23 protein-coding genes are annotated in these 25,141 nt (G+C 64.4%); 18 read left to right on the top strand and 5 right to left on the bottom strand.

Features of this window, described 5'->3' with window-relative positions; translation table 11 throughout:
* The first annotated feature begins 177 nt into the window (after positions 1-177).
* Genes mpl through HXS66_RS02690 form a run of 3 tightly spaced genes read left to right on the top strand, consistent with a single transcriptional unit; the run spans position 178 to position 2,942 of the window.
* Entirely contained in the window at positions 178-1,620 is a 1,443-nt protein-coding gene (gene mpl / locus HXS66_RS02700; protein WP_176502793.1) for a UDP-N-acetylmuramate:L-alanyl-gamma-D-glutamyl-meso-diaminopimelate ligase, read from the top strand.
* Positions 1,617-2,270, top strand: coding sequence for a flavin prenyltransferase UbiX (locus tag HXS66_RS02695; RefSeq protein ID WP_077371887.1), 654 nt, complete (start codon positions 1,617-1,619; stop codon positions 2,268-2,270). Before mpl ends, HXS66_RS02695 begins: the two co-directional genes overlap by 4 nt.
* A gap of 42 nt (positions 2,271-2,312) precedes the next feature.
* Complete coding sequence (locus HXS66_RS02690; RefSeq protein WP_077371890.1) at positions 2,313-2,942, top strand: LysE family translocator; 630 nt, start codon at positions 2,313-2,315, stop codon at positions 2,940-2,942.
* A gap of 157 nt (positions 2,943-3,099) precedes the next feature.
* Here the strand turns inward: HXS66_RS02690 and HXS66_RS02685 are convergent, their stop codons facing one another.
* The 4 genes from HXS66_RS02685 to HXS66_RS02670 all read right to left on the bottom strand — a co-directional run bounded on the left by HXS66_RS02685 (position 3,100) and on the right by HXS66_RS02670 (position 7,416).
* Positions 3,100-3,978 (bottom strand): DMT family transporter, encoded by an 879-nt coding sequence (locus tag HXS66_RS02685; protein ID WP_176502792.1) that lies wholly within the window; start codon positions 3,976-3,978, stop codon positions 3,100-3,102.
* Positions 3,979-4,061: 83 nt separating this feature from the next.
* Positions 4,062-5,516 carry a bifunctional DedA family/phosphatase PAP2 family protein gene (locus HXS66_RS02680; RefSeq protein ID WP_255303066.1) on the bottom strand — a complete coding sequence of 485 codons (1,455 nt, stop codon included), beginning with the start codon at positions 5,514-5,516 and terminating at the stop codon, positions 4,062-4,064.
* Positions 5,513-6,475 carry a diguanylate cyclase domain-containing protein gene (locus HXS66_RS02675; RefSeq protein WP_077371896.1) on the bottom strand — a complete coding sequence of 321 codons (963 nt, stop codon included), beginning with the start codon at positions 6,473-6,475 and terminating at the stop codon, positions 5,513-5,515. Before HXS66_RS02675 ends, HXS66_RS02680 begins: the two co-directional genes overlap by 4 nt.
* Positions 6,475-7,416, bottom strand: a complete 942-nt coding sequence (locus HXS66_RS02670; protein ID WP_136938287.1) for a hypothetical protein — start codon at positions 7,414-7,416, stop codon at positions 6,475-6,477. The genes HXS66_RS02675 and HXS66_RS02670 overlap by 1 nt, the downstream gene beginning before the upstream one ends.
* A gap of 291 nt (positions 7,417-7,707) precedes the next feature.
* On the opposite strand from HXS66_RS02670, the gene HXS66_RS02665 reads away from it, so the two are divergent.
* The 12 genes from HXS66_RS02665 (at position 7,708) to lipA (ending at position 19,699) form a co-directional block, all read left to right on the top strand.
* Positions 7,708-8,991: a glutamate-5-semialdehyde dehydrogenase gene (locus tag HXS66_RS02665; RefSeq protein ID WP_136938286.1), complete on the top strand. Its 1,284-nt coding sequence runs from the start codon at positions 7,708-7,710 to the stop codon at positions 8,989-8,991.
* Between the two features lie 194 nt (positions 8,992-9,185).
* Entirely contained in the window at positions 9,186-9,821 is a 636-nt protein-coding gene (gene nadD / locus HXS66_RS02660; protein WP_077371905.1) for a nicotinate-nucleotide adenylyltransferase, read from the top strand.
* A gap of 92 nt (positions 9,822-9,913) precedes the next feature.
* On the top strand, positions 9,914-10,273 hold the full coding sequence (gene rsfS / locus HXS66_RS02655; protein ID WP_077371908.1) for a ribosome silencing factor: 360 nt from the start codon (positions 9,914-9,916) through the stop codon (positions 10,271-10,273).
* Positions 10,274-10,432: 159 nt separating this feature from the next.
* Complete coding sequence (gene rlmH, locus HXS66_RS02650; protein WP_077371912.1) at positions 10,433-10,900, top strand: 23S rRNA (pseudouridine(1915)-N(3))-methyltransferase RlmH; 468 nt, start codon at positions 10,433-10,435, stop codon at positions 10,898-10,900.
* 42 nt (positions 10,901-10,942) lie between these two features.
* Positions 10,943-12,895, top strand: a complete 1,953-nt coding sequence (gene mrdA, locus HXS66_RS02645; RefSeq protein WP_084209161.1) for a penicillin-binding protein 2 — start codon at positions 10,943-10,945, stop codon at positions 12,893-12,895.
* On the top strand, positions 12,882-14,033 hold the full coding sequence (rodA, locus tag HXS66_RS02640; protein ID WP_371861119.1) for a rod shape-determining protein RodA: 1,152 nt from the start codon (positions 12,882-12,884) through the stop codon (positions 14,031-14,033). The genes mrdA and rodA overlap by 14 nt, the downstream gene beginning before the upstream one ends.
* Positions 14,034-14,106: 73 nt before the next feature.
* The gene (gene mltB / locus HXS66_RS02635) at positions 14,107-15,147 is read left to right on the top strand and encodes a lytic murein transglycosylase B (protein WP_077371920.1); all 1,041 of its coding nucleotides are present in this window, start codon (positions 14,107-14,109) and stop codon (positions 15,145-15,147) included.
* Entirely contained in the window at positions 15,144-16,172 is a 1,029-nt protein-coding gene (locus tag HXS66_RS02630) for a septal ring lytic transglycosylase RlpA family protein (RefSeq protein ID WP_176502791.1), read from the top strand. Before mltB ends, HXS66_RS02630 begins: the two co-directional genes overlap by 4 nt.
* Before the next feature lie 98 nt (positions 16,173-16,270).
* The gene (locus HXS66_RS02625; RefSeq protein ID WP_084209159.1) at positions 16,271-17,473 is read left to right on the top strand and encodes a D-alanyl-D-alanine carboxypeptidase family protein; all 1,203 of its coding nucleotides are present in this window, start codon (positions 16,271-16,273) and stop codon (positions 17,471-17,473) included.
* A 163-nt stretch (positions 17,474-17,636) separates the two neighbouring features.
* On the top strand, positions 17,637-17,924 hold the full coding sequence (locus HXS66_RS02620; protein WP_077371930.1) for a YbeD family protein: 288 nt from the start codon (positions 17,637-17,639) through the stop codon (positions 17,922-17,924).
* 57 nt (positions 17,925-17,981) lie between these two features.
* On the top strand, positions 17,982-18,707 hold the full coding sequence (lipB, locus tag HXS66_RS02615) for a lipoyl(octanoyl) transferase LipB (protein ID WP_084209158.1): 726 nt from the start codon (positions 17,982-17,984) through the stop codon (positions 18,705-18,707).
* A complete protein-coding gene (gene lipA / locus HXS66_RS02610; protein ID WP_077371936.1) occupies positions 18,707-19,699 on the top strand; it encodes a lipoyl synthase in 993 nt (330 codons plus the stop codon). The genes lipB and lipA overlap by 1 nt, the downstream gene beginning before the upstream one ends.
* 87 nt (positions 19,700-19,786) lie before the next feature.
* Here lipA and HXS66_RS02605 read toward each other — a convergent pair whose 3' ends face one another.
* Complete coding sequence (locus HXS66_RS02605) at positions 19,787-20,776, bottom strand: LysR family transcriptional regulator (protein WP_077371939.1); 990 nt, start codon at positions 20,774-20,776, stop codon at positions 19,787-19,789.
* Positions 20,777-20,962: 186 nt separating this feature from the next.
* Here HXS66_RS02605 and HXS66_RS02600 point away from each other — a divergent pair, with 186 nt between their 5' ends.
* The 3 genes from HXS66_RS02600 to gloA all read left to right on the top strand — a co-directional run bounded on the left by HXS66_RS02600 (position 20,963) and on the right by gloA (position 24,956).
* Positions 20,963-22,378: an acetyl-CoA carboxylase biotin carboxylase subunit gene (locus tag HXS66_RS02600; RefSeq protein WP_176502790.1), complete on the top strand. Its 1,416-nt coding sequence runs from the start codon at positions 20,963-20,965 to the stop codon at positions 22,376-22,378.
* 69 nt (positions 22,379-22,447) lie between these two features.
* A complete protein-coding gene (oadA, locus tag HXS66_RS02595) occupies positions 22,448-24,286 on the top strand; it encodes a sodium-extruding oxaloacetate decarboxylase subunit alpha (RefSeq protein ID WP_077371946.1) in 1,839 nt (612 codons plus the stop codon).
* 118 nt (positions 24,287-24,404) lie between these two features.
* Entirely contained in the window at positions 24,405-24,956 is a 552-nt protein-coding gene (gloA, locus tag HXS66_RS02590; RefSeq protein WP_176502789.1) for a lactoylglutathione lyase, read from the top strand.
* Positions 24,957-25,141: the final 185 nt, after the last annotated feature.

The raw sequence follows: 25,141 nt of genomic DNA, 5'->3' as shown, positions 1-25,141 counted from the left end.
GCTTCCTTGTCATGGTCTTGAACGGGCTGGCGCTTACCCGCCGCATCATATCCGAAAGACATGACCCCTGCACGACGCCCGGATGTCACGTGTCTGTCGTTCTGCCCCGACACGCCCGTGCTACTCGCCGCCTGGCGGGCATGCTAGGCTGCTCGGGCTTCCGGATTGGAGAAACAGATGCACCTTCACGTCATCGGTATTTGCGGTACCTTCATGGGCTCTCTGGCACTGCTTGCGCGTGCGCGCGGCCATCGCGTCACCGGCAGCGATGCCAATGTCTATCCGCCCATGAGCACACAGCTGGCCGAGGCCGGTATCACCCTGATGGAAGGGTATGCCGCCGACAATCTCGAGCCCGCGCCAGAGCTCACGGTGGTCGGCAATGCCGTCTCGCGCGGCAATCCTGAAGTCGAGGCGCTGCTCGAGCGCGGCCTGGCCTACACCTCCGGCCCGCAATGGCTGTGTGACGAGGTGCTGACGGGACGACCGGTGGTCGCCATTGCCGGCACCCACGGCAAGACCACCACCGCGACCATGACCGCCTGGATTCTCGAATGCGCGGGCCTCACGCCGGGCTATTTGATCGGGGGCGTGCCGCCGCAGCTGGGCGATTCCGCGCGTATCGGCGACCCGCAGGCACCCTTCGTGGTCGAGGCCGATGAGTACGACACGGCCTTCTTCGACAAGCGCTCCAAGTTCGTGCATTACCGTCCGCGCATCGCCGTGCTCAACAATCTCGAATTCGACCACGCCGACATCTTCCCGGATCTCGCGGCCATTGAACGGCAGTTCCATCACCTGGTGCGTACCGTGCCGGCTGGCGGCAAGCTGGTGGTCGCGGCGGACGCCGTCGCCGGTGCCGAGGCGCTGGAACGCGTGCTGGATCAAGGCTGCTGGACGCCGGTGACACGCTTCGGCGATGAAGGTGGCATCGAGAACGCCGGTGGCGACTGGCGCTATCGTCTGATCAGTGCCGATGGCAGCCACTTCGCGCTGGCGGCGCCGGCCGCCGTGTCCGGCGAGGCGGACCGCTTCGTCGAGTGCCAGTGGGCGATGCGCGGACGCCACAACGTGGCCAATGCCTGTGCCGCGGTGGCCGCTGCCGTCGAGTGCGGCGTGAGTGTCGAGGCGGCGCTGCAGGCGCTCGCGCGCTTCGCGCCGCCCAGGCGCCGTCAGGAGCTGCGCGGTGAGGTGGCCGGCGTCAAGGTCATCGATGACTTCGCGCACCACCCGACCGCCATCGCCACCACGCTTGAGGGCCTGGCGCCGGGCGTGGCAGCCGAAGGGCAGGGCGGTCGTCTGTGGGCAGTGATCGAGCCGCGTTCCAACACCATGAAGCTTGGCACCATGAAGGCGCGCCTCCCGGCAGCGGTCACCGCAGCGGATCGGGTCAGCTGGTTCGCGGGCCCGACACTGGGCTGGTCACTGGACGAGACGGTCAGCGAGTGTCGTGCCCTCGGCGTTGAAGCCGATGTCGAGCAGGACCTCGACGCCCTGATCGCCAAGATCGCCAATGACTCCCGCGCCGGCGACTGGGTGGTGGTGATGTCCAATGGCGGTTTCGGCGGTATCCACGAACGTCTGTTGAGTGCACTGGCAGCACGGGAAGGTGAGGCATGAGCCAGCAAGCGAAAGCCCCCGAAGGGGAGTTCAAGTCAGCGGTCACCGTCGCGCTGACCGGGGCCTCGGGTGCCCAGTATGGCCTGCGGCTGATCGAATGCCTGGTCGCGGCGGGTCATGAGGTGATGGTGATGGTCTCCAAGGCCGCCCACATGGTGATCGCCACCGAGACCGATGAAGAACTGCCGGCGCGCCCGGCTCGCCTCACCGAGGTGCTCACCCAGCGCTACGCCGCCAGGCCCGGTCAGATTCGCTGCTTCGGCCGCGAGGACTGGATGGCGCCCGTGGCGTCCGGCTCCGGCGCGCCGAGTGCCATGGTGGTATGTCCATGTTCCACCGGCTCGCTCTCGTCCATCGCGACCGGCGCCAGCAACAATCTGATCGAACGCGCCGCCGACGTCGCCCTCAAGGAGCGTCGCACGCTGATCCTGGTGCCGCGCGAGACGCCGTTCTCGGCGATCCATCTCGAACACATGCTGAGCCTGACGCGCATGGGGGCCGTCATCCTGCCCGCCGCCCCCGGCTTCTATCACCGCCCGCAGACACTCGATGACATGATCGACTTCATCGTCGCGCGCATTCTCAATCAGCTGGGAATCGCGCATGCGCTGATGCCGCGCTGGGGCGAAGGGCATGTCAGTGGTGACTAGTGTCGTCATCTTGATCATCGGATTGTGCAGGGAGAGCGGGGAATGCTGAATTGGTCATTGTTGTCGGTGTTCGTGCCGACCTTCTTTCTGGTGTCGCTGACACCGGGCATGTGCATGACGCTGGCCATGACCCTGGGGATGACGCAAGGGGTGCGCCGCACCCTGTGGATGATGGTGGGCGAGCTGCTGGGGGTCGGGCTGGTGGCGGTCTCGGCCGTGATCGGGGTCGCGACCATCATGCTGCGCTATCCGCTGGTGTTCTCGGCCTTCAAGCTGGCCGGGGGCGCCTATCTGGTGTGGCTCGGCATCCAGATGTGGCGCTCGCGAGGGCGCCTGGCGCTGGGGGCCGTGGGCGAGGCCAGTGCTGCACCACGAGCCTCGCGGCGGACATTGGCGGCACAGGGCTTCGTCACCGCCATCGCCAATCCCAAGGGCTGGGCGTTCTTCATCGCGCTGCTGCCACCGTTTCTGGACGCGAGCCTGCCGATGACGCCACAGCTGGTGGCGCTGGTGGGCATCATTCTCACGCTCGAATTCAGCTGTCTGATGCTGTATGCCGGTGGCGGCAGTGGACTGGCGCGCTGGCTCGGTCGTGGTTCGCGCGTGCGGCTCATGAACCGGGTCGCGGGGACCCTGATGGTCGGGGTGGGCATCTGGCTCGCCACCGGCTGACCTCGGCATGCCAAGGCGCTGACCGACACACCCCGAACACACGAAGGCCCGCCAATGGCGGGCCTTCGTGTGTTCGCCGGCTGAAGCAACCGCGACGACGGGGACTATCGGGGCGGCTGGCGCAACGCCGGCAGCTGTCTCAACGGTGGTGTGCGAGTCAATTGCGTCGCAGGGTCTCCAGTGCCGCCGTCGCCACGATGAAACTGCCGCCCACCAGCGTCATCCAGGTGGGGGCCTCGCCGAGAATCAACCAGGCAAGCAGCACCCCATACACCGGCTGCAGACAGCCGATCATGCCGACGGTCTTGGCCCTGAGGCCACCCAGGGCGAAGGTCATCAGGGCATGGGGGGTGGCCGTGAACACGACGGCCAGTACCAGCATGGCGATGCCTGTTCCCGGGCTTGCGTCCATGATCTCGCCGGAGGCGAACGGCAATGTCAGCACCACCACGCCCAGCGCCTGCAGGCTCATCGACAGCACCGGGTTGAGGTGGCTGAGACGGTAGCGCACCAGCAGATTGCGCGCCGCGAACAGCAGGCCCGAGAACACGCCCCACAACACTCCCGCCAGGCTATCGCCCTGCGCGCTGTTGCCGCCGCCGGGAACCAGCAGCCAGACGCCGATGCACACCAGCCCCGCTGCCGCCAGATCCCCGGCTTTCAGACGCGTGCCCTCCACCCAGGGTTCCAGCAGCACGATGAAGATGGGATAGGTGAACAGTGCCAGCATGCCGGTGGCCACGGACGAGACCTGCATCGCGTGGAAGTAGCTGACCCAGTGAGCGGCCATCAGCGCCGCGGCCACGCCCATCAGCGCCCAGTCGCGGCCGCTCAGGCGCAGCGAGACCTGCCACTTCAGCCGTGCGATCCACAGAAGGAACAGGCCGGCCAGCAGGCTGCGCCAAGTGGTGATGTCGAGCGCCGAGAGTGGCAGGCCCTTCGAGAACAGCGCCGTGCCGCCGAGCAGCGCGATGCCGAGATGAATCGACATGAGCGCCTGGGGCTGGTTGGCAGGGGGAGCGGCAGGACCGGGCATGGGTATCCTCTTGGGCAGAAGGCGAAGGTGGCGGTGGTGATGACGTGCAGCGATCACCTTGAGGGTCGATCGTGAATGACGGGCTAGAGCGGCAGCCACAGCAGGCGCGCCGTCAGCAGACCCAGACTCGCCAGGCTCAACCACACCACGGGGGCGGTCGGCGAGGGGCAGGGTTGCTGGACGAAGGCAGGGTAGCTGATGCGCACCAGAGCACACGCCAGCAGTCCCAGGCAGGCGCCGCCCAGGATATCGCTCAGATAGTGCACGCCGAGGAAGATGCGAGACAGCCCGATCACGCTACAGGCGATGATGGCGCTCCAATAGATCCAGCGTCGGCGTGGAGAGGGTTGCCGTTCGGCGATGAAGGCGGCTGCCAGGCCGAATACCGCGACGGCACCGGCCGTGTGGGCACTGGGGAACGACATCGAGCCCTCGAGGAAGGCGGGAGTGTCCGGACGGGGGCGCTGGATCAGATACTTGAGCACGGTATTGGCGCAGGCGATGCCGACCCAGGCGGCGCTCAGATGGATCCATATCGCATGGCGGCGCGTGAGTGCCAGCCACACGAGCCAGGGCGCCACGAGTGCCGCGAGCCCCGTGCCATCGCCGAGCTGCGACAGCCACAGGCTGGCCTGGTGCAGAAGGTTCTCGGGCAGCAGGGTGTGGAGTCTGTCGGCGAGCGAGGCCGCGACGACGTCGATCTGCCAGGGCCCGGGGTGAGCGAGTGCCGCCAGACTCATCGCGGGCACGCTGATGACGGCAAAGACCAGCAGTGCCATCGAGGCCAGCGGGAACTCGCCTTCCGGGTCGGGGTGGCGCAGCTGCCACCACAGGCGACGGCCGGATGCCGAGCGACGCATGCGGCGCGCCAGCCAGTGATAGAGGCGGCCTTCGCGGCCCAGCTGGCGGCGCAGAAAGGAGAAGGCAAAGGCGCAGGCGATCAGGCCGCTGGCCAGGCCGATCAGCAGGCCGTTGGCGCCCGGTGGCAGCGTGAACAGTGATTGCCAGGTCTGGCCCAGCAGGTAGCCCGGCAGCAGATAGGCGGGAGACCACGCCAGTGCCGAGAGACCATTGACCATGAAGAAGCGCGAGGCCGGCATGTCCAGCATGCCCGCGACCAGCGGGATGATCGGGCGTACCGGGCCGACGAAACGCCCGAAGGCGATCGACCAGCTGCCATGGCGATGGAAGAAGCGCTGACCGTGTTCGATCCATTCGGGGTGGCGCGAGAAGGGCCAGCGCTGCGGTAACTGATCCCGATGATGGACGCCGAGCCAGAAGCTCACGCCATCGCCGATCACGGCCCCCAGCGCACCAGAAAGCAGCACCAGTGGCAGGGAAAGCTCAAGATGCCCCGCCAGCGAGGCGCCGGCCGTCAGCATGACCACGCCGGGGACCAGCAGTCCGACGATGGCGAGGGATTCGAGCAGGGAGATGAAGCCGATGATGACAATCAGCGCCACGGGGTGCTCGCTCAGCGTGGCCATCAGGGAGGTGGGGTCCAGCCAGTGAGTCAGTGTGGCAAGGGTGTTGCTCATTCATTGAGGTCCATCAGGGTGAGTTGGGCGGCCAGCAGGCGTTGTTCGAGTTTCTGTACCGTGTCGCCCGCCTTGTAGTTGACGAGACGAGCGTGAGCGATGATCGAGCCGGTCTCGGGCTGTGTCGTCGCCGCCAGGGCGGCCGTCAGGCGTTCACGCATGATCAGGGCGCCGGCCTCGCCGGTATTGGGGAGCATCAGCCAGAACGTGGCCTTGTCACTGCGACACAACAGATCGCCCTGACGCGAGATGCCCTGCATGACATCGCAAGCCGAGGAGAGACACTCGATACGGCGGTCTTCCCCGAATTGCTCACCGAGCATCTCCAGCTGCGGCAGATAGATGACCAGGATGCTCAACGGCTGCTCCAGCGCACTGGCGCGTGCGGCCTCGCTGGTCAGCCGCTGCTGGCCGGTGCGCGCATTGTAGGCATTGCACTCGACTTCCTCGCTGGCGGTCATGCGCATGACACCTGACTGCAGGTTGTTGATCACGAAGGGCTGGCTGGCGACCAGCAGCAGGCAGACATAGCGCAGTACCTCGCCGAAGTTGTCATCCGGCTGACCCAGCAGCCATAGCCACAGCGGGGCCAGTACCACGTTCAAGAGCATCGCCGGCGCCAATGGCAGCAGCAGCAGTGTCAGGATGCTCGGCAATCCCAGCCACAGCGACATTCCGATGTGCGCGCTGGGGGCCTCCAGCGCCAGCATCAGATAACCGCCGATCAGCGCCAGATAGGCGGGAAGCGGCTGCTCTTCATCCAGGAGGTGCAGAGCGGTCGCGATCCCCATCAGCAAGGTGGCCAGCACCGGTGTCAGGATGTGGGAGTAGTCCCCGACCAGATAACGCCAGAGCGCGTAGGTGGCCAGCACCAGGGTCGCCAGCAGCATGATCAGGGTCTTGCGATTGGCCAGCCGGCGGCGCTCTCTGGCGCGCGTGGCCGTCGTTGACGAGGACATCAGTCTTCAGCCTCCGCCTGGGGGGTGTCGGCGAGTGCCGCCTTTCGGGAGGGGAGTGCGGGCAGGTGAGTGATCGGCTCGCGCTCCTCGCTGAGGTTGGCGCTCGCCGCCTGCAGGTCGAGATGGTCGGCCTCGGTATCGTTCAGCGGCTGGACCCGTGCCCGCACTGGCATGGCGAGATGCTCCATGAGCTGCCGACGCCGCAGGTTGGCGGCGTGTTCGCTGCGTGCCACCAACAGCAACGCCAGGCAGCCGTCGTCAAGCTGATAGCGTGTCTCATGGGGCAGCGCCGCACTGTCCAGCGTATTCAGCAGACGGCGACGCGTGAGGCGGGTGGGCGTGGCTGGCTCCAGCAGGATCAGCTCGATGTGGATGCCTTCACGATCTGCCCGGGAAATTTCCCGCGGCAGATCCCGGAGCAGCTGGTATTGTGACCAGATGGCACGATTCGCGTCACGGCGACCGCGCCGCTCCAGCTGACGCCAGACCTCCTGCTGACGCTGCCCGGCGATGGCGCCCAGCGCCATCAAGGTGGCCGTGATGCCGATGCCAAGGCTCAGCCAGTCACTGCCCAGCGGCGTGAGTGCCAGCCAGGTGGTGATCAGCCCGATGATGGCGCAGGCCGGCGCCAGCCACGCGGGGCGCGGATAGAGCAGCAGCACGGCAAACCCCCATAGCCACATCATGTGCTGCTCGGGTGCCAGCAGCACCAGCAGCGCCATGATCACCGCCACGCTGAGCATGGCCGTGGTCCGGAACCAGCCCAGCGTGAAGAGTTCGTGCGCCAGGGAGACCACCAGCAGCAAGGTGCCGCCGATGGCCAGCAGCAGTCCGGTGATGGTCAGGGCGAGGCTGATCTGGCGCGCCGCTTCCAGCAGCAACAGCACAGAGCCGAGCAGACAGATGAACTGACTGACCCGGACTTTGAACTTGATCTCCATGGTGACTTATATTGGCACCTTTCCCGTGGATGACATGAATCCGACCAGACTCCCCGGTCGGATGGGGCGCAGCGCATTGAGCCATGCCATGACAGGATGTGCGAGCGTGATGCCGCCTGCCTGTCCCGGCTCTGCCGGGCGCTGATACGGGCCAGCATACCCCAAACCATGATTTTCCGAAGTGTCGAGGTGATCCGGCGCTTTCGCTTCGCCCCTCCCTCGGCTGATCCACAGTCGCCAGAGCGGGCGGAAGGCACTTTCCTACATCTTTCTACGAATGAGACAAGGCACATGAGCGAGCTGGGCAAGCACGACACCACGGACGTCGTGGCTTACATGAACGGTCTGGGCGGCGATGCCCGCGCGGCGAGCGTGGTGATGCGTCGTGTCGACAGCGGCCTCAAGAACCGGGCGCTGCAGATCATGGCACGACTGATCGACGAGCGCCGCGAGTCGCTGACCGCCGCCAATGCCGATGACCTGACGCGAGCGCGTGACAATGGCCTGTCGGAGGCGATGGTCGACCGCCTCGCCCTCACGCCGGCGCGTATCGACGCCATGATCGAGGGGCTCGAGCAGGTCGCGGCCCTGCCGGACCCGGTCGGTGAGATCGATGGCCTGAAATATCGCCCCAGCGGCATCCAGGTCGGTCACATGCGTGTGCCGCTGGGCGTGATCGGCATCATCTTCGAATCACGGCCCAACGTCACCATCGAAGCCGCCAGCCTGTGCCTCAAGTCCGGCAATGCCTGCATCCTGCGTGGTGGTTCCGAAGCGGCGTCCAGCAACCGTGCGCTGGGTGAGATCATCCGCGAGGCGCTGGTGGCGGCCGGGCTGCCGGCGACGGCGGTGCAGGTGGTGGCCACCACGGACCGTGCCGCGGTGGGCCGTCTGATCGCGATGCCCGAGTACGTCGATGTCATCATCCCGCGTGGGGGCAAGAGTCTGGTCGAGCGCATCACCAATGAGGCGCGCGTGCCGGTCATCAAGCATCTCGACGGTATCTGCCACGTCTATATCGACGCCACGGCAGATCTCGACATGGCGGTGAGCATCGCCGAGAACGCCAAGACACACCGTTACGGTACCTGCAACACCATGGAGACCCTGCTGGTGGATGCGGCTGTCGCGGCCGAGGTGCTGCCGCGCATCGCCGAGCGTCTGGCGGTCCATGAGGTCGAGATTCGTGGCTGTGAACGCACCTGTGACATCCTGTCCGAGGCCGTGGCCGCCACGGATCAGGACTGGGATACCGAGTATCTGGCACCGATTCTGGCGATTCGGGTCGTCGAGGGCGTGGAAGCGGCGATGGCGCATATCGAGCGTCACAGCTCCGGGCATACCGAAGCCATCATCACCGACAACTATGCGCTGGCGCGCCGGTTCATGGCCGAAGTGGATTCCAGCTCCGTGATGGTCAATGCCTCCACCCGCTTTGCCGATGGCTTCGAATACGGATTGGGTGCCGAGATCGGCATTTCCACCGACAAGCTGCACGCTCGCGGGCCCGTGGGGCTGGAAGGGCTCACCACACGTAAGTATGTCGTGTTCGGCGATGGGCAGATTCGTCAGTGAGATCTCCAGACCCTTCCTCGGTCAGCGCATCGCCACGGGCGCTGGACGATAGCCAGCGCCCGCTGAATGTCGACGGCGACGCCGCGCAGCGCGAACCTGCCGCACAGCCGGGTGGGGAGGCCTGCGACACTCTGCCTGACGAGAAGCCACAGCCCGGCTTCGAGGGCTGTCTCGGGCCGGTCCCCCGGGTGGCGATGCTCGGGGGCACCTTCGACCCGGTACACCACGGGCACCTTCGCAGCGCCATCGAACTGCGTGAGGCGCTGGGTCTGGATCATGTGTTGATGATTCCCTGCCATCAGCCGCCACATCGTGCCGCACCCGGGGTGAGCAGCGAGGAGCGTCTGGCCATGCTGGAGGCCGCGATTGCCGGTGAGCCGGGGCTCAAGGCGGACGCCCGCGAGCTTTTCCGGGATGGGCCGTCCTACAGTGCCGACACCCTGGCGAGCCTGCGCGGCGAATATGGCCCTCAGGCGCGGCTGGTGATGGCCATCGGCCATGATGCCTTTCTCAAGCTTGGCGAATGGCATGCCGCCGAGCGATTGTTCGATGATGCCCATGTCGTGGTGATCGAGCGGCCTGATCATGATGCTCCTCTGCCAGAGGCGTTGAAGGCCTTGATCGAGGGGCGGGAAGTGCAGACGGTGGCCGAGCTGATGGCGCGTCCCGGCGGCCTGTTGCTGCGGTTGTCATTGCCGACCCGCATGGCGATCAGCGCGACCTTCGTGCGCGAGCGGCTCGCGCTGGGGGATAGCGTGCGCTACCTGCTGCCCGAGACGGTCATCCGCCATATCGAGGCCCGGTCGCTTTACTGCCCGCCCTGTGAGTGAGGGTTCGTGACGCGTAGATTGACGATGCCCATAGGCGAGCGCATCACCAACGGGTAGAATGCGCCCCCTGCCGAACAAACTTCCGAGGAATCATGCAGACCGAAGCTCTTAAAAACCTGGTGATCGACGCCCTTGACGACCTCAAGGCCCAGGAAATCAGCGAGATCGATGTCTCCAAGCTGACCAGCGTCACCGATGTCATGGTGATCGCGACGGGGACTTCCAGCCGTCATATCGCCGCTCTGGCCAACAATGTGCAGGTCACGGTGAAAGAAGCCGGCGTCAAGCCGCTGGGTTGCGAAGGCGACAACGGTTCCGACTGGGTGTTGCTGGATCTGGGCGATGTCGTCGTCCACGTCATGCTGGCCGAAACCCGTGCCCTATATGACCTCGAGCGCCTGTGGAGCGATCTGCCCCGCGAGACGAGCGAAGAGTTCGAACAGCGCAGCTGATTCCGCTCTTGCCTGCCTCAAGAGGCGGAGTGATGCGGCACGGCGGTGCCACCGGCGCCGGTTGCGGGCAGCATGCTGACAGGGCGGGCCCGTGGTGGTTGGACGGAAGGAGAGGGTCAGCGGGCATGCCCGTTGGCCACTGACGACACGGGACAGGACATGAAGATCCGAGTACTGGCGGTCGGGCAGAAGATGCCTGACTGGGTGGAGAAGGGTAGCCGGGAATATCTCAAGCGCATGCCAAGAGACTTTTCCCTCGAATTCATCGAACTGGCGCCCGGAAACCGTGGCAAGAACGCGGATATTGCCCGTGCCATGGCCAGTGAAGGTGATCGGATGCTGGAAAAACTCAAGGGAAATGAACATGTTGTCGCCCTTGATGTCCTAGGGAAGTCGTGGAGCACGGAGCAGCTGGCTCAGCACGCCGATGACTGGCGCCTGGGCGGTCGCGATGTGGCCATCCTGATCGGCGGTCCTGACGGGCTCGATCCACGCCTGCTGGCCCGCGCGGATCAGCGCTGGTCGCTCTCCGCGCTGACCCTGCCGCACCCGCTGGTGCGCATCGTATTGGCGGAGCAGCTCTACCGCGCCTGGACACTGCTGGTCGGGCATCCTTATCACCGTTAAGCGCCTGCCGCTTGCGACAAGACACGAGTTGCGAGACCCGCCATGCGCCAACGCCGGGCGACGATCAAGAATCCCCAACAGGAAGTGCGGATCTTTCGCCTTCGCAGTATCGTGGCCGCCGGCCTGGTGCTGGTGCTGGCCGGTTGCCTGCTGGCACGGTTGGTCTTTCTTCAGGTCGTGGAACACGATATCTATACCACGCGCTCGGACAAGAACCGTGTGCGTGTCGAACCCCTGCCGCCGACGCGCGGCCTGATCTATGACCGCAACGGTCGCCTGCTTGCCGAGAATCGTCCCAATTACAACCTGACCATCGTGCGCGAACGCGCCGGTGATCTGGAGACGACGCTTGAGCGTCTGGTCGAGATTCTCGATCTCCCCCCTGATGAAATCGAAGACTTCAAGGAACGCTCGCGTCAGCGACAGCGCCCCTATCAGCCAGCCCTGTTGATGAGTGAACTGAGCCAGGAGCAGATCGCGCGTCTGGCGGTCAATCGCTATCGCCTGCCGGGTGTTGAGGTCGAGGCCCAGCTGCTGCGTTACTACCCGGATGCCAAGCCGCTCTCGCATACGCTGGGCTATGTCGGGCGCATCAACCAGGCGGAGCTCAAGACCCTCGACAAGGGCAACTATTCGGGAACGCACTTCATCGGCAAGACCGGGATCGAGCGCTTCTATGAAGAGGCGCTGCATGGTCAGGCCGGGCTGCGCAAGGTGGAAACCAATGCGCGCGGCCGCGTGCTGCGTGAGCTGTCGCGTATCGACCCGCAGCCCGGCAAGGACTTGACGCTGACCATCGACCGTGGCCTGCAGGATCTGGCCTATCGTCTGCTCAAGGGGCGCCGTGGGGCGATCGTGGCCATCGAGCCGGAGAGCGGCGAGATCCTCGCCATGGCCTCGGTGCCGGGCTTTGATTCCAACGAGTTCGTCACCGGCATCAGCGTCAAGAGTTACCGTGCGTTGCAGTCCGACATCGACCTGCCGCTGTTCAATCGGGCGATACGTGGACAGTATCCGCCTGCCTCGACGGTCAAGCCCTTCATGTCGCTGGCGGGGCTGGACAATGGCGTCATCACGCCGCAGACCACCTTCTTCGACCCGGGGTATTTCCAGCTGCCCAATGACAGCCACAAGTATCGCAACTGGCTGCGTTGGGGGCATGGACGGGTCAACATGCGGCGCGGTATCGCCGTCTCCAATGACACCTACTTCTACAATGTCGCCTATCGACTGGGCATCGATCGCATCAGCGAGTACATGCACAAGTTCGGGTTCGGTGAGCAGACCGCGCTGGACGTGCAGGGTGCCTTGCCGGGGTTGATGCCGTCCAAGGAATGGAAGCGCAATCGCTACGACAAGCCCTGGTATCCCGGCGAGACCATCTCCATCGGGATCGGCCAGGGCTACTGGTTGACGACGCCCCTGCAGCTCGCCTCCGCCGAGGCGGTGCTGGCCAATCGTGGCCGGCATGTGACGCCTCATCTGGCCAAGCGCATCGGCGATGAGACGGTGCTGTTGCCGCGCAGCGAAGAGAAGCCTGACGTGGTGGTGGAGAATCCTGCCTGGTGGGACGAGGTCATCGGCGCGCTTGAGGACGTGGTCAATGGCCGCGAGGGCACGGCGCGCAAGTACGTCGGTCCCGGGCTCAAATATCGCATGGCCGGCAAGTCCGGTACGGCGCAGGTCTTCACCCTGGGGCAGGACCAGAAGTACAACGGTCACGAGCTGGCGGAGCGTCTGCGCGACCATGCCCTGTTTGCGGCGTTCGCGCCGGTCGAGAATCCCGAGATCGCCGTGTCCGTGGTGGTGGAGAACGGTCAGGGCGGAAGCTCGGTGGCCGGCCCCATGGCACGTGCCATCACGGATTACTGGTTGTTGCCGCGCATTGATCCTGTCGCCCGTGATGCCGCCCTGACGCTGGCGGCGGCCCTGGAAGAGACGGCGGCGCAGGCCGAGCAGAGCGAAACCCCTGCAGGAGTCAATGATGCCGACTGATTATCAGCGCTCGATGCGCAGCGTGGGAGGCGAGCTCAATCGCCGGCGTCGCACCAGTCTGTGGGAGCGGATCCATCTGGACCCCTGGCTGCTGCTGTTGCTGCTGATCGTGCTGGGGTGCGGTCTGATCGTGCTCTACAGCGCCAGCGGTCAGGATATCGATTTCACGCTGCGCCAGGCGTCACGTCAGGCGTTGGCGCTGGGGGTCATGATCGGCCTTGCGCAGCTCTCTCCGAGCACGCTGTATCGCTGGGCACCTGTCGCCTATGGCGGCGGTTTCCTGATGCTGGTGGCGGTGGAGGTGCTGGGGGATGTCGGCATGGGGGCCCAGCGCTGGCTGGTGATTCCCGGCGTCGTGCGCTTCCAGCCGTCGGAGCTCATGAAGCTGGCGATGCCGATGATGGTCGCCTGCTGGCTGGGGCAGCGGCCGCTGCCGCCACGCTGGCGCGATCTGGTCATCTGTGGGGTGATCATCGTCACGCCGGTGCTGCTGATCGCTCGGCAGCCGGACCTGGGAACCTCGCTGCTGGTCGCGGCGGCCGGGGTCTTCGTCATCCTGCTGGCGGGACTCTCCTGGAAACTGATCGCCTTCTTCGGGGCGTTGATCGCCTCGGCGCTGCCGCTTCTGTGGATGGTGATGCATGACTATCAACGCCGGCGTGTGCTGACCTTCCTGAATCCGGAGTCCGACCCGCTGGGTGCCGGCTGGAACATCATCCAGTCCAAGACCGCCATCGGCTCCGGAGGCTTGCTGGGCAAGGGCTATACCCTGGGGACCCAATCGCAGCTGGAATTTCTGCCTGAGCGGCATACCGACTTCATCGTCGCGGTGATCGGGGAGGAACTCGGGCTTCTGGGCATGAGTTTCTTCCTCGCCCTCTACGTGTTGATCGTGCTGCGCGGGCTGGTGATGGCCAACCATGGTCAGGACAGCTTCGCGCGCCTGACAGGGGGAGCCATCATCCTGACCTTCTTCGTCTATGTGTTCGTCAACATCGGCATGGTGTCAGGCATTCTCCCGGTGGTGGGCGTTCCGCTGCCGCTGGTCAGTTATGGTGGGACCTCCAGCGTGACCTTGCTGGCGGGCTTCGGTATTCTCATGAGCATTCATACCCACCGGCGCCTGCTGTCGCGTTGACGCGGCCTTTGCAGCTACCGGATGGCAAGGACATTCGCGGGCCGACGCCCGCAGACAGGCAAGGAGAGAGTCGATGACGGTGATTAACGCACGTGGGCGGCGTCTGAAGCACTGGGGCGCAGCCCTGATGATCGCGCCGTTGCTGGGCATGTCAGGGGCGGCCATGGCGGCGCCGGATGGCTTTGCTCCCGCAACTCACCCGGAGACGGCCAAGCTGGTGGATGAGCTGGTGGCCAAGGGGCTGGATCGCGCTCGCGTGACCGAGCTGATGAATCAGGCCGATTACAGCCAGAAAGTGCTGGATGCCATGTCGCGCCCGGCGGAAGGGCACCTGCGCTGGGACCAGTACCGCGCCATCTTCATGAAGGAATCTCGCATCGAAGCCGGCGTGAAGTTCATCGCCGAGCATCGCGAGACCTTCGATCGCGCCCAGGCCGAATATGGCGTGCCGCCGGAAGTCATCGCCGCCATCATTGGCGTCGAGACCTTCTTCGGCAAGCACACCGGCACCCACCGCGTGATCGACTCACTCTCCACGCTGGCCTTCGATCATCCGCGTCGTGGCAAGTTCTTCCGTGGTGAGCTGTCCGCCTTCCTGCAGCTGACGTTGGAGCAGGGCATCGACCCGCTCTCCATCAAGGGATCCTATGCCGGTGCGATGGGCTACCCACAGTTCATCCCTACCAGCTATCAGGCCTATGCCGTCGATTTCGATGGCGATGGCGTGCGGGACCTGTGGCACAACCCCGTCGATGCCATCGGCAGTGTCGGCAACTATTTCGCCCGTCACGGCTGGAAGGCCGGTGCACCGGTCGTCAGCGCAGCCGATGGCCCCGGTACTCCGCCGTCTTCCGTCACCTTCAACAAGACCAAGAAGCCCTACATGAGCGTCTCGGCACTTGAGGCGGCAGGGGTCGAGGTCGCGGGTGGCGTGGCAGGCAATACCCAGATCATCCCGCTGGCGCTGGACCTCAAGCAGGGGTATCGCTACGCCGTGGGCTATGACAACTTCTACGTCATCACTCGCTACAACCACAGCCATCTGTATGCGATGGCCGTGAATGAGCTGTCCCAGGCGATCAAGCGCCGTCTCGAGGATGGGGGTGCCGGATGAGCTGGTCACGCGCGCTGCCGTTGACGTTGGCGCTTGCCCTGCTGGCCGGTTGTGCCAGCAGTGGTGGCACCACGGTCAGCGACGGTGCTTCGCCGAGCACGGGCAAGAAGGCGGGCAAGAATGGGCGTTACGAGATGGATTCGGACGCCTATCCCGACGACGCGCCGGACGTCTCCGCGGTGCCGGATGCCGTGCCGAAGCCCGAGCCCTATACGCGCAGCGGCAACCGCAGCGAGTATGAAGTGTGGGGCAAGACCTATCATGTGATGGATGACCCGCGCGGCTACGTGGCGGAAGGTACCGCCTCCTGGTATGGCAAGAAGTTCCATGGCTACGCCACCGCCAGCGGCGAGATCTATGACATGTACACCATGACGGCGGCCCACAAGTCGCTGCCGCTGCCGACCTACGCGCGAATCACCAATCTGGACAACGGCAAGCAGGTCATCGTCAAGGTCAACGATCGTGGGCCCTTCCATGATGATCGCCTGATTGACCTGTCCTACAGTGCGGCGTGGCGTCTCGACATGCTTGGCCATGGTACCGGTCATGTGCGCGTCGAGACGCTGGATGCCAGCACCTGGCGGCCGGGGCCGAGCCCGACCCAGGGCACGGCCGAGTCCGAGCGCCTGCTGGCACGCAGTCAGGCGGTGCGTCGCGAGCAGGGCATCGCAGGGCTTGAGGAAATGGGCGCAACCGGCGATTCCGTGGCGGCGAAGACGTCCAGCACGAGCGTTGCCGCCAAGCCCGTGGTAGCCTCTGCGGCGCGCGCGACCGACACTACGGCCAGCGGCGCTGATGCCAGCTTCCTGCAGGTGGCGGCGGTCAGTGACCTGCAAACGGCAGACCGCATCAGCAAGCGCGTCAGCGCGGCGCTTGATCGCCCGGTCCGAGTGCTGGGCAGTGGCAATCTTTACAAGGTGCAGGTGGGCCCGCTTGAAGAAAGCGTGCGTATCGAGTCGCTCAAGTCCGCGATCGCCGATGCCGGCTTCTCCGGCGCCTTCAGCGTACAGGCACCGCGCTAGCGGCGGTGATCTGGCGCATCCATCATGCATCCCACGAGGGTGCAACATGGCCGGGGCTTGTGCCCCGGCTAACGCATGAGTGTCAAAGAGATTTCAACATGTCCCTGAAAGCCAGACTTCTTCCATTGCGGCGCCGTCTTGCCGGGCTGATGGCGGCCAGCGGTATCGCGCTGCTGACCAGCGTCACCTCCACGCCGGCCCGGGCCATCGAGGCCGACACCCTGATTCCGGCGGCGCCGCAACTGGCCGCGTCCTCCTGGATTCTGATGGATGCCAATTCCGGTCGCATCCTGGTCGAGCACAATGCCGACAAGCGTCTGCCGCCGGCAAGTCTGACCAAGATGATGACGGCCTATCTGGTCGAGAATGAAATCGATGACGGCAAGCTGACGCCGGACGAGAACGTGCGTATCAGCGTCAACGCCTGGAAGACCGGCGGCTCGCGCATGTTCATCCGCGAGGGCACCAGTGTCTCGGTCGATGATCTGCTGCACGGCGTGATCATCCAGTCAGGCAATGACGCCAGCGTCGCGCTTGCCGAGCACATCGGCGGCAGCGAGGGCTCCTTCGCCGACCTGATGAACCAGCACGCCAAGCGTCTGGGCATGAACAATACCCATTACATGAACGCCACCGGTCTGCCGCACGCGGAGCACTACTCCACGGCACATGATCTCGCGATTCTGGCGCGTCACATCATCCGCGACTATCCGGATCACTATCAGATCTATTCCCAGAAGTACTTCACCTGGAATGGCATCAAGCAGCCCAATCGCAACAAGCTGCTGTGGCGTGACAAGGACGTCGACGGCCTGAAGACCGGTCATACCGATGAAGCGGGTTACTGCCTGGTGGCGTCTGCCAAGAAGGAAGACACACGTCTGATCAGCGTGGTGATGGGCACCAGCTCCGAAGAGGCGCGTGCCCAGGAATCCCAGAAGCTCCTGACCTACGGCTTCCGCTACTTCGAGAGCAAGAAGCTCTATGACAAGGGTGCCGTGCTCAATCAGGCCCGTGTCTGGGGCGGCGAGAAGGATCAGGTGCGTCTTGGCATGGCCAAGGAAGTCTATCTGACCCTGCCGAGTGGCCAGGCCGACAAGCTGACCGCCCGTCTTGATCTGAAGGACACCATCAAGGCACCGGTGCAGGTCGGCGAGCAGTACGGCACCCTGCAGATCAAGCTCGAGGACAAGGTGCTGGCGGAAGAGCCGCTGGTCGCCCTGGAATCAGTCGAGCAGGGCGGTCTCTTCAAGCGTCTGTGGGACGCCCTGATGCTGTTCTTCCACGGCCTGTTCAACTGAGGCTGGTGCCGTCCGCCCTTGCCAGCGAGCAAGATGATGCGACGGTGCCCGCCACGCGCCCCTGAAACCCGGGGATGCGTCTTTCACGAAGGGCGATCCGGCTGACGGATCGCCCTTCGTTGAGTAGAATGGTCGGAAATAGAATCACTGGAAGGGCTTTCCCATGGCCAACACGCCAAAAGCGGGTGAGAAGACACCCCCCAAGATCGAATTCCCCTGCGATTTCTCCCTCAAGATCGTCGGCAATGCCGCCGAAGATCTCGTCGAAGTGGTCTGCAATGTCCTGGAAGTGCATGCGCCCGGCTTCGACGCCACGGCCATCACCTGGCAGGACAGCAAGAATGGCAACTATCGCAGCATCCGCGTGGTGATCCGAGCCACCGGAACCGACCAGCTGGATGCCTTGCACCGTGACCTCAAGGCCACCGGTCGCATCCACATGGTATTGTGACGTTCGCGTGAGACGAGCGACTTCACTGGCTTGCGCCATGAGCACAGGAGCGCATGCATGAACACGATTCACGTCCACCACCTCGGCGTGCTGCCGTATGAGGAAGTGTGGTCGGCGATGCGTGACTTCACCGATACCCGCTCGCCGGAGGCCCCGGATGAGCTGTGGGTAGTGGAGCACGCCCCCGTCTTTACCCAGGGACAGGCTGGCAAGCCGGAACATCTGCTGATGCCGGGTGATATCCCGGTGGTGCAGACCGACCGGGGTGGCCAGGTGACCTATCACGGCCCCGGCCAGCTGGTGCTCTACCCGTTGCTCAACGTCAAGCGTGGCGGCATCGGTGTTCGCCAGCTGGTGACTGCGCTGGAAGAGACGGTGGTGGCGGCGTTGGCCGAGCACGGCATCGAGGCGTATCCACGCCCCGATGCCCCGGGGGTCTACGTGAAGAAATCGGCGCAGCGCATGGATGATCCGCGCCGCTCGATGGAAGAGGCCAAGATTGCCTCGCTGGGGTTGCGCATCCGACGTGGATGCAGTTTCCATGGCGTGGCGATCAATCTGGACATGGACCTTGCGCCTTTCGGGCGCATCAATCCCTGCGGCTATGCCGGCATGGCGATGACCCAGCTACGCGACCTGACGCGCGAGCCGGTGGATCTTGCCGCTGAGCGTGACCGCCTGGTGCGTTGTCTGGGCGCAAGCCTGGGGGACGTGACCCTGACTCCGGTGAGCGGGCTGCCCGCGGCACTGGCTGACATTTCTCGAACAGCAGGACAGAACTGATGACCGAGACCACCGCTACCCCGAAGCCCGCTCCCTCCGCTGCTCCTGCTCGCAAGGAGCGTGGCGTGAAGCTGCGTGGCGCCGAGAAGGTCGCTCGCATTCCGGTCAAGGTGATTCCCACCGAGACCTTGCCGAAGAAGCCGGACTGGCTGCGCGTGCGCATGCCTGCCTCCCCTGAGGTGAGCCGCATCAAGCAGACTCTGCGCAAGCACGGCCTGCACACGGTGTGTGAAGAAGCCTCCTGCCCGAACCTGGGCGAGTGCTTCAGCGGCGGCACCGCGACCTTCATGATCATGGGCGATATCTGTACCCGTCGCTGCCCGTTCTGTGACGTGGCCCACGGTCGTCCCAATGCGCTGAATGCCGACGAGCCGCGTGAGCTGGCCGAAGCCATCGCCGAGATGCGCCTGAATTACGTCGTCGTGACCTCCGTTGACCGTGATGACCTGCGTGACGGTGGCTCCAACCACATCGCCGAGTGCATCCGTGAGATCCGCGAGAAGTGTGAAGGTACCGAGATCGAAGTGCTGGTGCCGGACTTCCGTGGCCGCATGCAGGTCGCGCTGGACGTGCTCGAGCAGACACCGCCGGATGTCTTCAACCACAATCTGGAGACCGTGCCGAGCCTGTACCGCCGCGTGCGTCCGGGTGCCGACTATCAGTGGTCGCTGGATCTGCTCAAGGGCTACAAGGAGCGCCGCCCGGAAGTGAAGACCAAATCCGGTCTGATGCTGGGGGTGGGCGAGACTGACGAGCAGGTGCTCGAGGTCATGCAGGACCTGCGCAATCACGGCGTCGACATGCTGACCCTCGGGCAGTACATGCAGCCGTCACGCAGCCACCTGCCGATCGATCGTTGGGTCCACCCGGATACCTTCGACTGGCTCGGTCAGAAGGCGCGCGAGATGGGCTTCTCGCATGTCGCCTCCGGTCCGCTGGTGCGCTCTTCCTATCACGCCGACAAGCAGGCGCATGGTGTGGAAGTGAAATAAGCCGGACTGGCCCAAAAAAAACCGCCGCGGAGATCATCTCCGCGGCGGTTTTTTTGGTTCATGAGCACAGGGGCGTGTGGTGGAGCGTCATTGCTCCGTGGCCAGCGGCAGGCAGGCGACGCTGTGCCCGGGAATCGGCTCCATCGGCGCGCTGAAGTGTGCGTTGAGCTCCGGCAGCAGCTCGCGCACGAAACGCAGGAACAGCTCGGTGACCGGCGTGGGGTAGCGATCCTTGGGATAGACCGTGCACCAGGAGCGTCTGAGCGGGAAGCCCGGCAGGGACGGCGAGGCCAGCAGGCCGGAGGCCAGCTCCAGCTGGACGGCCAGCCGCGGCAGGATCGCCACGCCCAGATGCGCCATCACGCCCTGCTTGATGGCCTCGTTGGAGCCCAGCTCCAGCGTATGGCGCAGCGAGACGCGCTCGCGGGCGGCGAATTCCTCGAAGGCGGTACGCGTGCCGGAGCCAGGCTCGCGCATCAGCATGTAGTACTGGGCGAGATCCTCCAGCGTGACGCCCTTGACGTCCAGCAGCGGGTGGCCGGGCCAGACGATGGGGATCAGCTCGTTGTCCAGGATCGGCATGAAGGCCAGGTTGGCGTCATCGGGCACCATGCCCATGATCACCAGGTCATCGCGTCGCTCGGCGAGGCGTTCCAGTGCCTGGCCGCGATTGCAGACGCGCAGGCGCACCGAGACTTCCGGGTAGCGGGCACGAAAGCGCGCCAGAATGTGGGGCACCACATACTGGGCCGTGGACACGGCCGCCAGATTCAGCTCGCCACGGATGGTGCCGGCGATTTCCGACAGCTCCATCTGCAGGCTCGAGACTTCCCCGAAGATCGACTGTACCGAGCTTGCCAGCGCATCCGCCGCCGGCAGGATATGCAGCGTCTTGCCGGCATATTTGAACAGCGATTGCTCGAGCGCCTGCTCCAATTGGCGAATCTGGGCACTGACGGCGGGCTGTGTCAGTCCGAGTTGCTCAGCCGCACGCGAGTAGGACTGCTGGCGATGGACGGCCTGAAATACCTGTAACTGTCTGAAAGTTAATCGGTTTAGCAGATTTGGACGCGACATGACACACCCAGTCATAAGGTTTTACTTATAGATTGGCAAAAAAATATCAACTTTTCTATTGGTCTCTCGCTGGGTAGCGTGGAAAGCCTGAGAACATGACTGCCCTCGCAAGCCTCCAGGGTTGCAGGAGAGTCAGACGCAAGCCGTCAACAACAAGATCACCGCGTTCCGTCAGGGAGAGTCACCATGTTCCGCAAGTTGCTGATCGCCAACCGAGGGGAAATCGCAGTGCGCATTGTACGCGCCTGTGCCGAGATGGACATCCGCTCTGTCGCGGTCTACACCGAAGCCGATCGTTTCTCGCTTCACGTCAAGCGTGCCGATGAAGCGCATTTCATCGGCGAAGACCCGCTGGCCGGCTACCTGGACCCCCGTCGCCTGGTGGATCTGGCCCGCGAGACAGGCTGTGATGCCATTCATCCGGGCTATGGTTTCCTTTCCGAGAATGCTGAGTTCGCGAGAATCTGCGAAGCGGCGGGCATTGCCTTCGTGGGCCCGTCCAGTGATGTCATCGCACGCATGGGAGACAAGACCGAAGCCCGCGCCGCCATGAAAGCGGCTGGCGTGCCGGTCACGCCGGGCTCGAAGGGCAATCTGGCCGATATCGAGGAAGCCTTGAGCGTGGCGGAGCAGGTGGGGTATCCGGTGATGCTCAAGGCTACCTCAGGTGGTGGGGGGCGGGGTATCCGGCGTTGTGATGATGCCCAGCAGCTCAAGCAGGCCTGGGGTCGCGTGATCTCGGAGGCTACCAAGGCCTTCGGCAGTGCGGATGTCTTCCTGGAGCGCTGCGTGGTCGACCCGCATCACATCGAGGTCCAGATTCTGGCCGACAGTCACGACAACGTGATCCATCTGTTCGAGCGTGACTGCTCCATCCAGCGCCGCAACCAGAAGCTGATCGAGATTGCCCCCAGCCCTCAGCTGACGCCGGAGCAGCGCTCCTACGTCGGAGAGATGGCGGTGCGCGCCGCGCGGGCCGTGGGCTATCGCAATGCCGGTACCGTGGAGTTCCTGGTCAAGGGCAACGAGATCTACTTCATGGAGATGAACACCCGCGTCCAGGTGGAGCACACCATCAGCGAGGCGATCACCGGCGTGGACATCGTGCGCGAGCAGATCCGCATCGCCTGGGGCCACAAGCTGGCCTTCCGTCAGGAAGACATCCGCCATCACGGCTATGCCATCCAGTTCCGCATCAATGCCGAGGACCCCAAGAACGACTTCCTGCCCAGCTTCGGGCGCATCACGCGTTACTACGCCCCCGGCGGGCCTGGCGTGCGAACCGATACCGCGATCTATACCGGCTACACCATCCCGCCGTATTTCGATTCCATGTGCCTGAAGCTCATCGTGTGGGGGCTGACATGGGAAGAGGTCATCAATCGCGGGTCACGCGCCCTCAATGACATGCGCCTGCAGGGGGTCAAGACCACCGCGCCTTACTATCAGGAAATCCTCAAGCATCCGGACTTCCGCAACGCGCGCTTCGATACCGGTTTCGTGGCGGCGCATCCGGAGCTGACCCAGTACTCGGTCAAGCGCCTGCCGGAACAGACGGCACTGGCGATCGCGGCGGCGATCGCGGCGCACGCCGGTCTCTGAGTCCACCCCTGACATGCCGTTCGAGTCCTTCCCCCGACTCCTCAACCAACAATGACAAGGACACCTGACATGACTGCTGCTACCTCCACTCCCCATGCCGCGAGCGACTCTGCGGCTGATGCCGTCAAGGTCACCGAAGTCGTCCTGCGTGATGGCCACCAGTCATTGATCGCCACGCGCATGCGCACCGAGGACATGCTGCCCATCGCGGCACGTCTCGATCAGGCCGGCTTCTACAGCCTCGAGGTCTGGGGCGGTGCGACCTTCGATGCCTGTGTGCGCTTTCTGAAGGAAGACCCCTGGGCGCGTCTGAAGTCGCTCAAGGAAGCCATGCCCAACACGCCGCTGCAGATGCTGCTGCGCGGTCAGAACCTGCTCGGCTATCGTCATTATGCCGATGACGTGGTGGAGGCCTTCGTCGAGCGTGCCGCGGCCGGCGGCATCGATATCTTCCGCGTGTTCGATGCCCTGAATGACCTGCGCAACATGGAAACCGCCATGCGCGCGGTCAAGAAGGCCGGCAAGCACGCCCAGGGCACCATCTGCTACACCGTGAGCCCGGTGCATACGCTGGAGATGTATGTCGAGCAGGCGCGCAAGCTGGTCGAGATGGGCGCCGATTCCATCGCGATCAAGGACATGGCCGGGCTGCTGACCCCGTATGCCACCTTTGACCTGGTCAGTGCGCTGGTCGAGGCAGTCGAAGTGCCGATCCACCTGCACAGCCATGCCACGGCAGGTCTGGCACCGCAGTGTCAGATCAAGGCCGTCGAGGCGGGCTGCCGCCACATCGATACCTGCATCTCGGCCTTCGCCGGTGGCACCAGCCACCCGGCCACCGAATCCTTCGTCGCCTCGCTGCGTGACACTCGCTGGGACACCGGACTGGAACTGGAGTCGCTGCGTGAGATCGGTGACTACTTCAGTGAGGTGCGCCGCAAGTATTCGGCCTTCGAGAGTGAATTCACCCGTGAGGATGTCTCGGTCCAGATCAGCCAGATCCCCGGCGGCATGATGTCCAACCTGGCCAGTCAGTTGAAGGAGCAGAATGCGCTGGAGCGCATTCGTGAGGTGTTCGCCGAGATTCCGCGTGTGCGTGCCGATCTGGGCTATCCGCCGCTGGTCACCCCGACCTCACAGATCGTCGGTACCCAGGCGGTGCTCAACGTGCTGACCGGCGAGCGCTACAAGAGCATCACCAATGAAGTGAAGCGTTACCTGCAGGGCGGCTATGGCCAGGCGCCGGCGCCGGTCAACGAAGAGGTTCGCTCGCGTGCCATCGGCAACGCACCGGTGGAGGTTGGGCGTCCGGCGGATCTGCTGAGCCCGGAAATGGCGCGTCTCACCGAGGAGCTGGGCGAGCTGGCCGAGTCCCCTGAGGATGTCTTGACCTTTGCCATGTTCCCGGAGCTGGGACGTGACTTTCTCAGCGAGCGCCGCGCCGGCACCCTCACGCCGGAAATCATCCCCCAGGGCGAGGCGGAGCGTCCGGTGTCTTCCGGCGTGCCGACCGAGTTCGTCATCGATGTCCACGGCGAGTCCTATGCGGTGCAGATCACCGGCGTCGGCGGTGCCAAGGGCAGCAAGCGTCACGTCTATCTGACCCTGGATGGCATGCCGGAAGAGGTGGTGTTCGAAGCCAAGGACGATTACGTGGCAGGTGGCCAGAGCGGCGGGCGCGCGAGTGCGTCTGCGCCGGGGCACGTCACCACGGCGATGCCGGGCAATATCGTCGAGGTGCTGGTGGCGGTGGGTGACAGCGTCACGGCAGGCCAGTCGGTGCTGATCAGCGAGGCGATGAAGATGGAGACCGAGATCACGGCGCGCGTCGACGGTACCGTCAAGGCCATCCACGTGGCTCGCGGCGATCGCGTCACGCCGGGGGAAGTGCTGATCGAAATCGAGTGATGCCGCGGCCGGCGAGGTTGCAAAACCCGCTCGCCGACTCCATCTGACAGCTATACGATCACCAGGGACGGCCGGGCATCGTGGATGTCCTGCCGTCCTTTCCTGTGGAAGGACCATCATGGCAACACATTTCGAGCAGGTTCCCGGCCTGAGTGAGCAGATTGATCCGGCTACCCGAGGCTATGTCTTCAACCAGACCATGCTGCGCATCAAGGATCCGACACGTAGTCTGGACTTCTATACCCGTGTGCTCGGCATGCGCCTGGTGCGCAAGCTCGACTTCCCGGAAATGCAGTTCAGCCTCTATTTCCTCGCCTATCTGGACGACGACCAGGCCAGCGACGTGCCGAGTGATGATCTCAAGCGCACCACTTACACCTTCGGGCGTGAGGCGATGCTGGAGCTGACGCACAACTGGGGGACCGAGGACGACCCGGACTTCGCCTATCATGATGGCAACGCCCAGCCTCAGGGCTTCGGCCACATCGGGGTCAGCGTGCCAGACGTCTACGCCGCCAGCGAGCGTTTCGAATCGCTGGGTGTCGAGTTCGTCAAGCGCCCCGATGATGGCAAGATGAAGGGTCTGGCCTTCATCAAGGATCCCGACGGCTACTGGATCGAGATCCTGCGCGCCGATACCTTCGAGCGTCAGGCCAACGGCCAAGCCTGAGGCAGGCCACCGCTGTAAAAGAACCGCCACCACCGGCATGCCCGGGGTGGCGGTTCTTTCGTTGATACGACACCCCGCGTTGCAGGGGTGTCAGTGGCATCCGGTTGCTGCAATGATGAGGTCTGACTGAGACGCTCAAGGTTCGAGATTGAGGGACCTTGAAATCGATGGCCCATGACGAAAGG

The sequence above is a fragment of the Cobetia sp. 5-11-6-3 genome (genome assembly GCF_013374055.1).
GTDB classification, from domain to species: domain Bacteria; phylum Pseudomonadota; class Gammaproteobacteria; order Pseudomonadales; family Halomonadaceae; genus Cobetia; species Cobetia marina.
This window is presented reverse-complemented; position numbering and strand designations above follow the sequence as displayed.

Coding starts and splice junctions, on each gene's coding strand:
- oadA (WP_077371946.1), top strand. CDS start 22,448: ATGACTGCTGCTACCTCCACTCCCCATGCCGCGAGCGACTCTGCGGCT.
- HXS66_RS02600 (WP_176502790.1), top strand. CDS start 20,963: ATGTTCCGCAAGTTGCTGATCGCCAACCGAGGGGAAATCGCAGTGCGC.
- HXS66_RS02675 (WP_077371896.1), bottom strand. CDS start 6,475: ATGTCCTCGTCAACGACGGCCACGCGCGCCAGAGAGCGCCGCCGGCTG.
- mpl (WP_176502793.1), top strand. CDS start 178: ATGCACCTTCACGTCATCGGTATTTGCGGTACCTTCATGGGCTCTCTG.
- HXS66_RS02630 (WP_176502791.1), top strand. CDS start 15,144: ATGAGCTGGTCACGCGCGCTGCCGTTGACGTTGGCGCTTGCCCTGCTG.
- HXS66_RS02665 (WP_136938286.1), top strand. CDS start 7,708: ATGAGCGAGCTGGGCAAGCACGACACCACGGACGTCGTGGCTTACATG.
- lipA (WP_077371936.1), top strand. CDS start 18,707: ATGACCGAGACCACCGCTACCCCGAAGCCCGCTCCCTCCGCTGCTCCT.
- lipB (WP_084209158.1), top strand. CDS start 17,982: ATGAACACGATTCACGTCCACCACCTCGGCGTGCTGCCGTATGAGGAA.
- HXS66_RS02670 (WP_136938287.1), bottom strand. CDS start 7,416: ATGGAGATCAAGTTCAAAGTCCGGGTCAGTCAGTTCATCTGTCTGCTC.
- mrdA (WP_084209161.1), top strand. CDS start 10,943: ATGCGCCAACGCCGGGCGACGATCAAGAATCCCCAACAGGAAGTGCGG.
- HXS66_RS02625 (WP_084209159.1), top strand. CDS start 16,271: ATGTCCCTGAAAGCCAGACTTCTTCCATTGCGGCGCCGTCTTGCCGGG.
- HXS66_RS02680 (WP_255303066.1), bottom strand. CDS start 5,516: ATGAGCAACACCCTTGCCACACTGACTCACTGGCTGGACCCCACCTCC.
- HXS66_RS02605 (WP_077371939.1), bottom strand. CDS start 20,776: ATGTCGCGTCCAAATCTGCTAAACCGATTAACTTTCAGACAGTTACAG.
- rsfS (WP_077371908.1), top strand. CDS start 9,914: ATGCAGACCGAAGCTCTTAAAAACCTGGTGATCGACGCCCTTGACGAC.
- HXS66_RS02695 (WP_077371887.1), top strand. CDS start 1,617: ATGAGCCAGCAAGCGAAAGCCCCCGAAGGGGAGTTCAAGTCAGCGGTC.
- HXS66_RS02685 (WP_176502792.1), bottom strand. CDS start 3,978: ATGCCCGGTCCTGCCGCTCCCCCTGCCAACCAGCCCCAGGCGCTCATG.
- HXS66_RS02620 (WP_077371930.1), top strand. CDS start 17,637: ATGGCCAACACGCCAAAAGCGGGTGAGAAGACACCCCCCAAGATCGAA.
- mltB (WP_077371920.1), top strand. CDS start 14,107: ATGACGGTGATTAACGCACGTGGGCGGCGTCTGAAGCACTGGGGCGCA.
- HXS66_RS02690 (WP_077371890.1), top strand. CDS start 2,313: ATGCTGAATTGGTCATTGTTGTCGGTGTTCGTGCCGACCTTCTTTCTG.
- rodA (WP_371861119.1), top strand. CDS start 12,882: ATGATGCCGACTGATTATCAGCGCTCGATGCGCAGCGTGGGAGGCGAG.
- rlmH (WP_077371912.1), top strand. CDS start 10,433: ATGAAGATCCGAGTACTGGCGGTCGGGCAGAAGATGCCTGACTGGGTG.
- nadD (WP_077371905.1), top strand. CDS start 9,186: ATGCTCGGGGGCACCTTCGACCCGGTACACCACGGGCACCTTCGCAGC.
- gloA (WP_176502789.1), top strand. CDS start 24,405: ATGGCAACACATTTCGAGCAGGTTCCCGGCCTGAGTGAGCAGATTGAT.